Origin of the sequence: Dryocola clanedunensis, from assembly GCF_038405435.1 — a bacterium.
Taxonomy (GTDB): domain Bacteria; phylum Pseudomonadota; class Gammaproteobacteria; order Enterobacterales; family Enterobacteriaceae; genus Dryocola; species Dryocola clanedunensis_A.
The window spans coordinates 650,248-662,483 of record NZ_JBBYHZ010000001.1; the positions used below are offsets into that span (position 1 = coordinate 650,248).

The window sequence follows — 12,236 nt, forward strand, 5'->3', positions numbered from 1 at the left end:
AAATTACTCTTCAGAATCCCCAGCATCTGCATCATCAGCGGTTTCAGACGCGAAATCGTCACGACGCTCACGGCGCTCGTCTTTCGCTTTAACCATTGGAGATGCTTCGGTAACCGCGTGCTTAACGCGCATAACCATGCTGCGGATAACGGCGTCGTTGAAGCGGAAGTTAGTTTCCAGCTCATCGATCGCTTCCTGCGGAGCTTCAACGTTCAGCAGAACGTAGTGAGCTTTGTGCAGTTTGTTGATCGGGTAAGCCAGCTGACGGCGGCCCCAGTCTTCCAGACGGTGGATCGTACCTTCTGCTGCAGTGATTGCACCAGTGTAACGTTCGATCATACCCGGAACCTGTTCGCTCTGGTCAGGATGGACCATAAAAACGATTTCGTAATGACGCATCGAATTGCTCCTTACGGATTATTCAGCCTCCTGTCAGGGTCAGCCGCGGCCCATGGAAGCAAGGAACGTGTTTATAAAGGCGGCTGAAAAATTGACGCGTAATCATACTTGCGGGGCCTGACAAACTCAAGGCCGAACGGAAATTAATTCTTTTGGCTGACGGACAAAAAACCCACGACGGACTAACACCGTGAATTTTATAAAGTTGAGCTGGATCACTAAAAATTTTTGACCAACACCATCAGAAATGGTCGCTTTTTATTCAACCACATCGGTTTACACTTAGTATCACAGGCCGCCACTAATCATTCACAGGAGCGACGACCACTGATAACACACCAGCTGTAGTGGAGCGCAAATATGAAAACCTTCGCTTATTTTCTTGCCGCGGCATTTTTGCTAAGCGCAAATGCGACGGCAGCGATCAAAATAGACAGCCGCATCGCCCGAAATATGGATGATGTGCAGAGCCTCGGCGTGATTTACATCAACCATAATTTTGCCACCGAGCAGGAAGCTGAAGAGGCGATACATCAGGATGCTGACCAGCACGGTGCGGCTTACTACCACACCATTTTAATGAGAGAGCCGGGTAGTAACGGCAATATGCGGGTCAGCGCAGATATTTACAGGTAACAGCAGGTACGAGTAAGCAGCACCGTCAGTCCCAGCGTTAACACCAGGAATACCACAACGACATAGAAAGCCAACGTATGATTTGCCCCCGTGACGGGGGCTTTTTTTATGCACGTTTTACTACGGACTCTGGGGCCGCTGGCTGCACTCCCTGACGCCTGTCGCTTTCATGAAATCGGACAATTATCTCTGACCATAGTAGGCGTTAGCGCCGTGTTTACGCTGGAAGTGCTTGTTCATCAGGTAGCTATCGACAGGTTTCAGCTGCGGATTGATGCCGCGTGCAATCCACGCCATACGCGCCACTTCCTCCATCACCACGGCATTGTGTACCGCCTCGTCAACATCTTTTCCCCAGGCAAAGGGGCCGTGCTGATAGACCACCATGCCCGGCGTGTGCAGCGGGTTAGCCCGGGCAAGCGTTTCGATGATCACTTTGCCGGTATTAAGCTCGTACTCGCCCTGTACCTCCTCTTCGGACAGCGCACGGGTACAGGGAATATCCCCGAAGAAGTAATCCGCATGCGTGGTTCCAAACGCGGGAATGGACAACCCTGCCTGCGCCCAGGCCGTGGCGTGCGTGGAATGGGTATGCACCACGCCGCCCAGCTCGGGGTATTTTTTATAAAGCGCAAGGTGCGTTGCCGTATCCGAGGAGGGACGATACCGCCCTTCAATGACCACGCCGTTCATATCAACCACCACCATGTCATCTGCCGACATTTGCTCATACGCCACGCCGCTTGGCTTAATCACCACGCGCTGGCGCTGGCGGTCGATACCGCTGACGTTTCCCCAGGTAAAGGTCACCAGCCCATGACGCGGCAGCGCCATGTTCGCCTCGAAGACCTGCTGTTTAAGCTGCCGCATAACCTTCCTCCAGCAATCCTGCCCGCGCCATGCGTTCAAGCACCCAGTCCCGGGCTTTAATGACCTCCACTACCGGGTCTTCCGCCGCTTCGCTCCACATTTCAATAAGATACGGGCCGCGATAGCCGCTGAGTTTTAACGTCTCAAAGCAGCGTTCAAACTCCACGACGCCCGAGCCAAAAGGCACATTTTTAAAAACGCCGGGGCGCGTGTCTTTAACGTGAACGGCGACGATATGCCCGCTTCCTGCCTGCAGCTCCATCTGCACGTCGTTATCCCACGCGGAGAGATTGCCGATATCCGGGTAAAGCTGGAACCACGGATTATTAAGATAGTGGGCATAGCCCATTGCCTTGCTGATGGAGTTCATCAGCGGGTAGTCCATGATTTCCATCGCCAGCGTCACCTGCGCGCGGCTCGCCATTTCAACCGCCAGGGTTAATCCTTCCCGGAAACGACGGCGGGTTTCGTCGTTAGCCTGCTGGTAATAGACGTCATAACCCGCCAACTGGATAACGCGAATGCCCACGTCCTGCGCCAGCTCAATGGCTTTGCGCATGATCTCCAGCCCCTGGTTACGCACCGCATCGTCTTCACTCCCCAGCGGATAGCGGCGGTGGGCGCTAAGGCACATCGACGGAACGCGAACCCCAGTTTCGGCCACGGCCTGCACCAGCGCCAGCCGCTGTTCACGGCTCCAGTCCAGGCGCGACAGCCGGTTATCCGTTTCATCCACCGACATTTCCACGAAATCAAACTCAAGCGTTGCCGCAAGAGCCAGCTTTTCCTGCCAGCACTCCCCGACGGGGAGCGCCTTTTCATAGATACCCAGCGGAACCTGTTTGTGCAACATAACCGCTCCTTATCCCCAAAGCTGGGCAATGGAACGTTTGAACTGTCGCGCCGCCGCAACGGGATCTGCGGCGTCACGAATGCTGCGCCCGGCTATAAAGACGTGAATCGGGATGCCCTGAAAGAGCGGCAAATCCTCCAGTGCCAGACCGCCGGTAACCGTGACTTTAAAGCCCATATCCGCCAGGCGTTTTATCGCCGTGATATCCGCTTCGCTCCAGGCTACGCCCGCAGCCTGAGCATCCCGGCTACGATGGTAGACCACCTGCTCAATCCCCGCTTTACGCCACTCCTGCGCCTGGTCCCACGTCCAGAAGCCGGTCAGCTCGATTTGCACATCGCCGTTAAATTCGCGGGCGACTTCCAGCGCGCCTTTTGCGGTGTTGATGTCCGCACAGCAGATGACGGTGACCCAGTCCGCACTGGCTTCAAAACACATACGAGAAAGGATTTTCCCCGCGTCGGCAATCTTGGCATCCGCCAGCACAATCTTGTGCGGGTAAAGCGCCTTTAGGTCACGTACCGCACGCACGCCCTCGCCCACGCAAAGAATGGTGCCGACTTCGATAATATCCACCTCTTCGGCGATCAGTCGCGTGGTGCGGTAGGCATCCGAAAGGGTTTGGTTATCCAGCGCGACCTGCAACATGGGTAATGAATGAGACATAAAAAACTCCTCAGGCAGCCGCAGCCGTGGCGCGGTCGATTAAGTCCAGCACTTCCTGCTCGGTTCGGCAGGCGCGTAAGCGATCAAAATTGGCTTCATCTTCAAACAGGTTGACGATCTGCATGATGCCCACCTCCTGATGGGTATGGGCATCTTCCGCAGCCAGGGTAATCAGGATGTCTACCGGATCGTTATCGTCATGGTTGAAGACCAGCGGTGTTTTCAGCGTCACCAGCGCAAAGCCGGTGCGCTTCACGCCTTCCTCCGGCCTTCCGTGGGGCATGGCAAGACCCGGTGCGATAACGAAGTAAGGGCCGAACTGCGCCACCCCCTCCAGAATGGCCTGGTAGTAACGTGGCTCCACAACCCCGGCATCCACCAGCAAATCGACGCCGATTTTTACCGCTTCCTGCCAGGTTTCAGCCTCCGCCTGCAGGCGGATAGCGTTATTCTGCGCCAGCGAATCACGTAATTTCATCATGGCTCCTTACTGCATATCCTTCGGAAAATGCGCCTGAATCACTTCCATTAGCTTCGGACCAAAGTCCGCGGCGCTCAGCATGTTGCGAACCCCGACCACGTACTTGTTGCCCGACACCGTGATTTCGCTGGCGACATGGGTGGAAGCGATAATGATGTCTGCGCCGCTCAGCTCGCTTTTATACTCCCCGACGGCGCAGCTGTTGACGCTGTGCTGCACGCCCTGTTCGGTCAGAAACTGATCGACTTTCATTTTCATAATCATGGAACTGCCCTGCCCACAGCCACAAACAGCAAGAATGCGTACGGTCATAATTCAATTCCTTTCGTTGACGGAAGTTTCTGTCAGGTGTTTTTCAGCGTCCTCTTCCTGGCGCAGCGTGCGCCCGGCAAAGAACATGTAAACCAGTGCGATAACCACAATGACGCCCATGAACCACAGGCCAAGGGTCAGCCCCTGCATAATGGGCGGTGCCAGAATCGACCAGTCGGCCATCCCCATCCAGGCGCTTAGCCCCGTAAGCTTCACCGCCCACACGCAGCCGAAAATTTCAATCATGCCCATCACCAGGCAGATTTTTAGCGCCGCGCGCCAGCCGCCGAAGTGGTTAGCAAATACGCCGATAGTGGCGTTAGAGAAGAACATGGGAATAAAGCCGGGGATGATCATGATGGAAGAGCCGATGGCGATCAGAATGCCTACCGCAATTAGCTGACCGATGGTGCCCCAGATAAAGCCCCAGACCACAGCGTTCGGCGCGAAGCTGTAGATTGCCGCACAGTCGATGGCCAGCACGGCCCCGGGAATTAAGCGCTGAGAGATACCGTTGAAGGCTTCCGAAAGCTCAGCCACGAACATCCTTACGCCCTGAACGATAATGAAAATAGCGACGGCAAACTGGAAGCCGGTTTGCAGGATGTAGATAGTCCAGTGGGTTTTGCCGGCCATTGCCTGCAGGGTGTCGAGACCAAACGAGCAGAGAATAGCGCCAAAGAACAGCGTCATCACGATGGCGGTAGAAACAATGTTGTCATGGAAGATATTCAGCCATCCCGGCAGGTTGAGATCCTCAACGCTCTCCTCCTTTTTGCCCAGATACGGCGCGATTTTATAGGCAATCCAGGAAGCAAACTGCTGCTGGTGACCGATAGAAAAACCGCTGTTTTCCGTCACCGCCTGAGTGGGTTTAAACATCATGTTGGACGTGATGCCCCAGTAGAGCGAAACCAGCACCGCGGTACAGATGATGGTGGTCCACATTGGGTAGCCGAGAATAAAGAAGAAGACGGCAATCAGCCCCGCCTGCTGGAACATGATATGCCCGGTGAGCATGATGGTACGAATGCCCGTCACCCGCCGCAGCAGGACGTAGAAGATATTCAGCGCAAGCGCCAGAAGGACGGCATAGCCCACCCAGCTGTAGGCATCCCCCATTCTTTCGACAGTGGCCATCATCGAAGCATAGGTGTCTGAAATAGCACCGTTAATCCCGTACACCTCCGACATCTTCGCGACTACCGGTTTAAAGGTGCCGGTCAGAATGCCTGATCCCGCCTGTAATAGCATAAAGCCGATAATGGTTTTGATGGTGCCTTTGATGATGACGCTGGCGCTTTTACGCAGCAGGAGATAACCCAGACAGGTGACGATCCCCAGCAGCAGCGGCGCGTTCGTCATGACCTGGTTAAAAAAGATGGTAAAGGCGTTGTAGAGGGTTTCCATAAAGCTCTCCGTAGGGTAGTGCTCCCTGTCCATGTACCCGAAAGTGACCGACAGGTGGAAGCGGTGTGCCCACACTTTATGAATCAAAAGCAATCACAACAAGATCAAATTTGATTATTTGTGAGATGTTTCGCAAATTATTTACCTTACGCTTATGAAGGTAATTATCCCTGACCACAAACCCCACTTAACTACCTTAAAATCAATAATATAAATAATATAGCCGTTATTTAACCTTTCAGATCGCCGTCGGCAACAGCCCAATAACCTGATACGCAGCATAGAAATAATGCTTCTCAAGGCTGATTTTTGATGCCAATATAAATCACATCAAATCATAAAATGATTACATTTGATTTTAAAACAGGTCAGGAGAAGGTTCATGAGTAAAGTAGCAACGATCACCCGCGAGTCCTGGATACTGAGCACTTTCCCGGAGTGGGGGAGCTGGCTGAACGAAGAAATTGAGCAGGAAGCGGTCGCGCCGGGAACATTTGCGATGTGGTGGCTGGGCTGCACCGGGATATGGCTGAAGTCCCAGGGACAGGCCAATATCTGCGTCGATTTCTGGTGCGGCACGGGTAAACAGAGCCACGGCAATCCGCTGATGAAAGCCGGACACCAGATGCAGCGTATGGCGGGCGTGAAAAAACTTCAGCCAAACCTGCGCACCACACCGTTCGTACTCGATCCTTTTGCCATTCGCACTGTTGATGCGGTACTGGCGACGCACGATCACAACGATCATATCGACGTGAACGTTGCGGCAGCAGTCATGCAGAACTGTCCTTCAGACGTGCCTTTTATCGGACCGCAAACCTGCGTGGATATCTGGATAAACTGGGGAGTGCCGCGTGAACGCTGCATCGTGGTAAAGCCGGGCGACGTGGTGAAGGTGAAAGATATTGAAATCCATGCGCTGGACGCCTTTGACCGCACGGCGCTGATTACCCTGGCGGCGGAAGAGAAAGCCGCTGGCGTTTTGCCGGATGGAATGGATGAACGCGCGGTGAACTACCTGTTCAAAACACCGGGCGGCAATCTCTATCACAGCGGTGACTCCCATTATTCCAACTACTATGCGAAGCACGGTAACGACCATCAGATTGACGTGGCGCTTGGCTCTTACGGCGAGAACCCGCGCGGCATCACGGATAAAATGACCAGCGCTGACATTCTGCGCATGGCCGAGTCGCTTAACACCAAAGTCGTGATCCCGTTCCACCATGATATCTGGTCGAATTTCCAGGCTGACCCGCAGGAGATTCGCGTGCTGTGGGAGATGAAAAAAGATCGGCTGAAATATGGTTTTAAACCCTTTATCTGGCAGGTGGGGGGCAAATTTACCTGGCCGCTTGATAAAGACCTGTTTGAGTACCACTACCCGCGCGGATTCGACGATTGCTTTACCATCGAACCGGATCTTCCTTTCAGGTCCTTCCTTTAAACTTAAGCCGGGCAGCTGCCCGGCTTTTTCAGCGTAAAACTTAGGTTTTTCACCCTTTTTCAAATATCATCTTTAAAAATCACATCTTATCGGGAATAAGCATGACCGAAGCACAGCGTCATCAGATTCTGCTTGAACTGCTGCAGCAAACTGGGTTCGTCACGGTCGAACAGGTTATGGAACGCCTGGCCATTTCACCCGCCACCGCGCGCCGCGACATCAACAAGCTGGATGAGAGCGGCAGATTGAAAAAGGTGCGTAACGGCGCGGAGGCGGTAAGCCAGCAGCGGCCTCGCTGGACGCCAATGAATATCCATCTGGCACAGAATCACGACGAGAAAAGCCGTATTGCCAGCGCCGCTTCGCAGCTGGTGAGTCCGGGGGAAAGCGTCGTCATCAACTGTGGATCTACCGCGTTTTTACTCGGGCAGGAAATTTGCGGCAAGCCGGTACAAATCATCACTAATTACCTGCCGCTGGCGAATTACCTCATCGACCAGGAGCATGACAGCGTGGTTATCATGGGGGGGCAATATAACAAGAGCCACTCGATTACCCTCGGCCCGCAGGACAGCGAAACCTCGCTGTACGCCGGCCACTGGATGTTTACCAGCGGCAAAGGGCTGACGGCGGAAGGGCTGTATAAAACGGATATGCTTACCGCAATGGCTGAGCAGAAAATGCTGGGGGTGGTGGGCAAACTGGCGGTACTGGTCGACAGCAGCAAAGTGGGGCAGCGGGCAGGTATGCTGTTCAGCCGCGCAGAGCAGATTGACCTGGTCATCACCGGCAGGCAGGCCTCGCCTGAAGTGGTTAAAAAGCTTCAGGATCAAGGCGTACGGGTCATTCTGGTTTAGCTAAAGATTGCTGATGAAAAAGCGGCTGGTCGCTTCCAGCGCGGTGGGGGTAATCCGGTGTTTTACGCCCGCTTCCCACAGGCAGGTCAGCTGCTGGTCCAGCCCCTGATGAATCAGCGCCTGCTGTAAGCGGAAAGTCTCTGCCGCTGGCACTACGTCATCCTCTTCACCATGCCACAGCAGCAGCGGGCGGTTGCCGATGCGCTCCAGCTGGCTGCTGATATCGTAATCCGCAAGCCGGGCGAGAGTGGTTTCCAGCTGGTCTGCTTTCGGCGGGAATAAGGTTTTCGCGAGCTGGGTGAAATAGCCCGATCCCATCAGGCAGGCCACGCTGCGCACTTCCTCATGGCGGGCCATTATGCCCAGTGCGGTCATGCCCCCCATCGATGCCCCGCCAACGGCGAGACGCCCTTCGGCAATCAGGCCCTGCTCCTCAAGCGCATCTCGCAACAGGGGATACTCGTCAATATTCGTTTTCAGAATTGGCCAGAACTGGCTCAGACGCGCTTCAACATCCCCGTTAAAACGAGCGCCGTGGGCCTGCGCATCCGGCATCACCACGCGTATTCCCGCCTGCGCCAGCGCTACGGCAAAATAGCTGTAAACCAGCTTCGAGGAGGTAAAGCCGTGATAAAACAGTACGGTGGGCAACGATTTTTGCCTCTGCCCGCCAGGAACAGCATGTAAAACCTCGATCCCCGCCAGCCGTTCCGTATACATTTCTATCATCATTCTCTCCCCGTCGTTCCGCTGTGAATGTCTGTTGTAAGCCACGGCGTAGCGGGTGGCAAGAAAATCACTCTTATGGATTATTGTAACGATGAGATCTCACCGACGATTTTCATTCGAAAGTAATTCAAAAGCGCGGGAGAGGTAACAGAAAGGGAACATTCCCTCTTCACAGCGCTTACCCGGAACTACACTATGGCTATCAGGAAACGAGAAAATACTATGCGACTGCTCTTCGCTTTGTTACTGGCAACGACGCTTAGCGCCTGTTCTGTCCTGCAGGGAACGCCCCAGCCAGCACCACCGGTTGCGGACCATCCCCAGGAGATACAGCGCTATCAAACCCAGGGGCTGACAAAGATTGGCACGGTCACCGCCATGGAGCGCGGCTCGCCGATGGATTCCGAAGCGGTGATTAAAGCAAAGGCGGCGGCGGCCAAAGCGGATTTTTATGTCATCGTCCTGAACGACGAGACGGTCGTACCGGGACAATGGTACGCGCAGGCGATTTTGTATCGAAAATGAGATCCTGATGCTGCTTGTTTATTGATATTTACACAGATTTTCGGCGATTTATTGTTTCACATGCACAATGGACCCCACGCCATACCGGCTCGCACGGGGTCCAGTTTACGCGAAGGAATGCCCTGCTGATGCCCGGGGTTTGTTAATAAGGAACTGACAATGAAACGATCGTTTGCCTTAACGTCATTACTGTTATCGGTGGGGATGATCACCACCGCAGCCCAGTCGGCAGAAGATGTCGCGGCAGACCGCGTGACCGGTCTGAATGAGATTGGCCTGATCTCCCTGAACAGCATCGCGGGCAGCGCGCAGGATGTGGAAAAGGTGATTGCGCTGAAGGCCGATGAGCAGGGCGCATCCTACTACCGCATTGTGACAATGCAGGAGAATCATCATGCTGACAGCTGGCGCGCACAGGCCATTCTCTATGCCTGAAAATAATGCTGACACATGCTAAAAGCCACCGCATCGGTGGCTTTTTTGTTTTACGCGGTCCGCCCCGTAGCCCGCAGCAGCACGTCCGTCAGCACGGCTTCCGGCAGCACCGACTCCCCACGTTCATCGAGCGCCATACGGCACCAGGCTTCGGCCAGCGGTGGCGAAAGATGGGGCAGCAGCTGGGCGCCGGTTGCCAGGTTCGCAAGCTGTTTCGCGATACTACGCCCCCACTCCTCCTGCGGCTTACGCAGGCGCTGCTGCAGCTGCCGCCAGCTGCGATCGAAATGGCGGTTCTGGCCCTTCACCTCATCAAACTCGGCGTGGAGCATCTCCAGCACGCCAGGCTGGCGCGTAATGACCCGCAGCACGTCCAGCCCCATAATGTTTCCTGAACCTTCCCAGATGCTGTTAACAGGCATCTCGCGGTAGATACGGGGCAGCTCGCTCTCTTCGCAATAGCCGATACCGCCCAGCACTTCCATCGCCTCTGCGACAAACGGGATCCCCGCCTTACAGACGCTGAATTTCGCCGCAGGGGTAAACAGGCGGCTGTAGGCCAGCTCCCGGGGGTCGTTCGGGGATTCCCAGGCCCGAGCCAGCCTGAAGAGAAATGCGGTTTGCCCCTCCAGCTGGAGAGCCATACGGCCCAGAACCTGACGCATGATCGGCTGGTCGATGAGATTCTTGCCAAACGCCTGCCGCTGATGGGCATGATAGAGAGCAACCGAGAGAGCACGCCGCATCAGGCCATGGCTGCCCAGCGCGCAGTCAAAGCGGGTATAGCCCCCCATTTTCAGGATGCAGCGTACGCCCTCCCCCTCTTCCCCGATTAGCCAGCCGACAGCATCGCAGAACTCTACTTCGCTGCTGGCGTTGGAGCGGTTGCCGAGTTTGTCCTTGAGACGCTCAAGCCTGACAAAATTGCGCTGTCCGTCCGGCATAAATCGCGGCACGAAGAAGCAGGATAGCCCGCCTTTGGCCTGGGCCAGCACCAGATGGGCATCGCTTTGCGGCACGGAGAAGAACCACTTGTGGCCTACCAGCCGATACATTTCGCCCGGCCCTGGTTTGTCTACTGCCTCTGCCTTCGTGGTGTTGCTGAGCACGTCCGAACCGCCCTGCTTTTCCGTCATCCCCATGCCAACCAGCAGCCCGCGCTTCTGGCTGCCGGGAAGAAGATGGGCATCGTAGCGGTCGCTTAGCAGGGGTTTTGTCCATGAATGAAACTCCTTCGGAAGATACTTTTGCAGGAGCGGAATGGCGCCAAACGTCATCGTTACCGGGCATAGCGTTCCCGCTTCCACCTGAGCATGCTGGACAAACCGGGCCGCACGCGCCACGAAAGAGCCGTGACGGGCGTCTTCCTGCCACGGAAAATTATGTACCCGGTTCGCGCACAGCCCCTGCATCAGCAGGTGCCAGGCCGGATGGAAACGCACGTCGTCAAGGCGTTCGCCGCTGGGGTCGTAGCGCAGCAGCTCCGGAGGATTGGCGTTTGCCAGCCTGCCGAGCTCTAACGACTCAGCGGAGCCCAGCTGTTGGCCAATGCTGGCAAGCAGCTCGGCGTCCCAGCCAGCCCCTTCACGGGCAACGGCCTCGCATAGCGAGATATCGGAAAGAAAGAGGTTACTGTTGTTGAGAGGGGTGGGTTGGTTAAAAACGGTATGAGTTTGCCAGCGCATCGCGTTCCCTCCTGTAATGGCATTGCCATTAATTATGGACGCATATGATGCTTATGCCCGGAGGGGGATCACAAAGCGGGGTGTTACCACCCCGCCCGTTTTTTAGCTGCGCTGACGCACCGCTTCGAACAGGCAGATGCCCGTTGCGACGGAGACGTTCAGTGAGGAGACGGAACCTGCCATTGGAATGCTGATCAGCTCGTCGCAGTGCTCGCGAGTCAGACGGCGCATACCTTCACCTTCCGCACCCATCACCAGCGCCATCGGGCCGGTCATTTTGCTCTGGTACAGGGTGTGGTCTGCTTCGCCAGCGGTGCCGACAATCCAGACGTTCTCTTCCTGCAGCATACGCATGGTACGAGCCAGGTTGGTCACGCGGATCAGCGGAACGTTCTCTGCTGCGCCACAGGCCACTTTTTTCGCCGTTGCGTTCAGCATGGCGGAACGGTCTTTCGGGACGATTACCGCATGCACGCCAGCGGCATCTGCGCTACGCAGGCAGGCACCGAGGTTATGGGGATCGGTAACGCCATCCAGGATCAGCAGGAAAGGCTTCTCGAGGCTGCCGATAAGCTCCGGCAGATCGTTTTCCTGATACTGACGCCCCGGCTTCACGCGGGCAATGATCCCCTGGTGTACCGCGCCTTCGGATTTCTCGTCGAGCCACTGGCGGTTTGTCACCTGTACCGGTACGCCCTGGGCTTCCAGCGCGTGGATCAGCGGCATCAGACGTTTGTCTTCACGGCCTTTAAGGATAAAAACTTCCTGAAAACGCTGCGGGGCGTTATCCAGAAGCGCCTGAACGGCGTGAATACCGTAAATCATTTCACTCATTGCTGTTACTCGTTTCAGACGCGATAGCGTCTGTGTTGTTCTGTAATCGTAGGGCGGATAAGCCTGTGTCATCCCCAAAACGGTGGATGACGCTTCG

15 protein-coding genes are annotated in these 12,236 nt (G+C 55.5%); 5 read left to right on the forward strand and 10 right to left on the reverse strand.

Annotation, left to right across the window (positions count from 1 at the left end; all coding sequences use genetic code 11):
• Positions 1–3: 3 nt before the first annotated feature.
• Positions 4–399, reverse strand: a complete 396-nt coding sequence (rpsF, locus tag AAE045_RS02985) for a 30S ribosomal protein S6 (protein WP_016517636.1) — start codon at positions 397–399, stop codon at positions 4–6.
• 360 nt (positions 400–759) lie between these two features.
• Here rpsF and yjfY point away from each other — a divergent pair, with 360 nt between their 5' ends.
• Positions 760–1,035: a DUF1471 family protein YjfY gene (yjfY, locus tag AAE045_RS02990; RefSeq protein WP_455546399.1), complete on the forward strand. Its 276-nt coding sequence runs from the start codon at positions 760–762 to the stop codon at positions 1,033–1,035.
• A 183-nt stretch (positions 1,036–1,218) separates the two neighbouring features.
• Here yjfY and AAE045_RS02995 read toward each other — a convergent pair whose 3' ends face one another.
• The 6 genes from AAE045_RS02995 to ulaA are packed head-to-tail and all read right to left on the reverse strand — an operon-like array spanning position 1,219 to position 5,627.
• On the reverse strand, positions 1,219–1,905 hold the full coding sequence (locus AAE045_RS02995; protein WP_455546400.1) for an L-ribulose-5-phosphate 4-epimerase: 687 nt from the start codon (positions 1,903–1,905) through the stop codon (positions 1,219–1,221).
• On the reverse strand, positions 1,892–2,758 hold the full coding sequence (locus AAE045_RS03000) for an L-ribulose-5-phosphate 3-epimerase (RefSeq protein WP_455546401.1): 867 nt from the start codon (positions 2,756–2,758) through the stop codon (positions 1,892–1,894). The genes AAE045_RS02995 and AAE045_RS03000 overlap by 14 nt, the downstream gene beginning before the upstream one ends.
• Positions 2,759–2,767: 9 nt before the next feature.
• Positions 2,768–3,424: a 3-keto-L-gulonate-6-phosphate decarboxylase UlaD gene (locus tag AAE045_RS03005; protein ID WP_455546402.1), complete on the reverse strand. Its 657-nt coding sequence runs from the start codon at positions 3,422–3,424 to the stop codon at positions 2,768–2,770.
• 10 nt (positions 3,425–3,434) lie between these two features.
• On the reverse strand, positions 3,435–3,902 hold the full coding sequence (gene ulaC, locus AAE045_RS03010) for a PTS ascorbate transporter subunit IIA (protein WP_455546403.1): 468 nt from the start codon (positions 3,900–3,902) through the stop codon (positions 3,435–3,437).
• Between the two features lie 9 nt (positions 3,903–3,911).
• Positions 3,912–4,217, reverse strand: a complete 306-nt coding sequence (gene ulaB / locus AAE045_RS03015; RefSeq protein WP_455546404.1) for a PTS ascorbate transporter subunit IIB — start codon at positions 4,215–4,217, stop codon at positions 3,912–3,914.
• Positions 4,218–4,220: 3 nt separating this feature from the next.
• The gene (ulaA, locus tag AAE045_RS03020) at positions 4,221–5,627 is read right to left on the reverse strand and encodes a PTS ascorbate transporter subunit IIC (protein WP_455425973.1); all 1,407 of its coding nucleotides are present in this window, start codon (positions 5,625–5,627) and stop codon (positions 4,221–4,223) included.
• A gap of 382 nt (positions 5,628–6,009) precedes the next feature.
• Between ulaA and ulaG the strand changes: the two genes are divergently transcribed.
• Both ulaG and ulaR read left to right on the forward strand, forming a co-directional pair.
• Positions 6,010–7,074, forward strand: coding sequence for an L-ascorbate 6-phosphate lactonase (gene ulaG / locus AAE045_RS03025; protein ID WP_455546405.1), 1,065 nt, complete (start codon positions 6,010–6,012; stop codon positions 7,072–7,074).
• Between the two features lie 101 nt (positions 7,075–7,175).
• Positions 7,176–7,931, forward strand: coding sequence for an HTH-type transcriptional regulator UlaR (gene ulaR / locus AAE045_RS03030; RefSeq protein WP_455425975.1), 756 nt, complete (start codon positions 7,176–7,178; stop codon positions 7,929–7,931).
• On the opposite strand, the gene yjfP is transcribed toward ulaR, so the two are convergent.
• Complete coding sequence (yjfP, locus tag AAE045_RS03035; protein ID WP_455546406.1) at positions 7,932–8,660, reverse strand: esterase; 729 nt, start codon at positions 8,658–8,660, stop codon at positions 7,932–7,934. It lies immediately after the preceding gene.
• A gap of 195 nt (positions 8,661–8,855) precedes the next feature.
• On the opposite strand from yjfP, the gene bsmA reads away from it, so the two are divergent.
• Together bsmA and AAE045_RS03045 are read left to right on the forward strand one after the other, a co-directional pair.
• A complete protein-coding gene (gene bsmA, locus AAE045_RS03040) occupies positions 8,856–9,185 on the forward strand; it encodes a biofilm peroxide resistance protein BsmA (protein ID WP_455546407.1) in 330 nt (109 codons plus the stop codon).
• A gap of 159 nt (positions 9,186–9,344) precedes the next feature.
• The gene (locus tag AAE045_RS03045; protein ID WP_455425977.1) at positions 9,345–9,620 is read left to right on the forward strand and encodes a YdgH/BhsA/McbA family protein; all 276 of its coding nucleotides are present in this window, start codon (positions 9,345–9,347) and stop codon (positions 9,618–9,620) included.
• 50 nt (positions 9,621–9,670) lie between these two features.
• Here the strand turns inward: AAE045_RS03045 and AAE045_RS03050 are convergent, their stop codons facing one another.
• Entirely contained in the window at positions 9,671–11,305 is a 1,635-nt protein-coding gene (locus AAE045_RS03050; RefSeq protein WP_455546408.1) for an isovaleryl-CoA dehydrogenase, read from the reverse strand.
• Between the two features lie 102 nt (positions 11,306–11,407).
• A complete protein-coding gene (gene rlmB, locus AAE045_RS03055; RefSeq protein WP_455546409.1) occupies positions 11,408–12,139 on the reverse strand; it encodes a 23S rRNA (guanosine(2251)-2'-O)-methyltransferase RlmB in 732 nt (243 codons plus the stop codon).
• Positions 12,140–12,236: the final 97 nt, after the last annotated feature.

Coding starts and splice junctions, on each gene's coding strand:
- rpsF (WP_016517636.1), bottom strand. CDS start 399: ATGCGTCATTACGAAATCGTTTTTATGGTCCATCCTGACCAGAGCGAA.
- bsmA (WP_455546407.1), top strand. CDS start 8,856: ATGGCTATCAGGAAACGAGAAAATACTATGCGACTGCTCTTCGCTTTG.
- yjfY (WP_455546399.1), top strand. CDS start 760: ATGAAAACCTTCGCTTATTTTCTTGCCGCGGCATTTTTGCTAAGCGCA.
- ulaR (WP_455425975.1), top strand. CDS start 7,176: ATGACCGAAGCACAGCGTCATCAGATTCTGCTTGAACTGCTGCAGCAA.
- AAE045_RS02995 (WP_455546400.1), bottom strand. CDS start 1,905: ATGCGGCAGCTTAAACAGCAGGTCTTCGAGGCGAACATGGCGCTGCCG.
- AAE045_RS03045 (WP_455425977.1), top strand. CDS start 9,345: ATGAAACGATCGTTTGCCTTAACGTCATTACTGTTATCGGTGGGGATG.
- AAE045_RS03000 (WP_455546401.1), bottom strand. CDS start 2,758: ATGTTGCACAAACAGGTTCCGCTGGGTATCTATGAAAAGGCGCTCCCC.
- AAE045_RS03005 (WP_455546402.1), bottom strand. CDS start 3,424: ATGTCTCATTCATTACCCATGTTGCAGGTCGCGCTGGATAACCAAACC.
- ulaG (WP_455546405.1), top strand. CDS start 6,010: ATGAGTAAAGTAGCAACGATCACCCGCGAGTCCTGGATACTGAGCACT.
- AAE045_RS03050 (WP_455546408.1), bottom strand. CDS start 11,305: ATGCGCTGGCAAACTCATACCGTTTTTAACCAACCCACCCCTCTCAAC.
- yjfP (WP_455546406.1), bottom strand. CDS start 8,660: ATGATAGAAATGTATACGGAACGGCTGGCGGGGATCGAGGTTTTACAT.
- ulaC (WP_455546403.1), bottom strand. CDS start 3,902: ATGAAATTACGTGATTCGCTGGCGCAGAATAACGCTATCCGCCTGCAG.
- rlmB (WP_455546409.1), bottom strand. CDS start 12,139: ATGAGTGAAATGATTTACGGTATTCACGCCGTTCAGGCGCTTCTGGAT.
- ulaA (WP_455425973.1), bottom strand. CDS start 5,627: ATGGAAACCCTCTACAACGCCTTTACCATCTTTTTTAACCAGGTCATG.
- ulaB (WP_455546404.1), bottom strand. CDS start 4,217: ATGACCGTACGCATTCTTGCTGTTTGTGGCTGTGGGCAGGGCAGTTCC.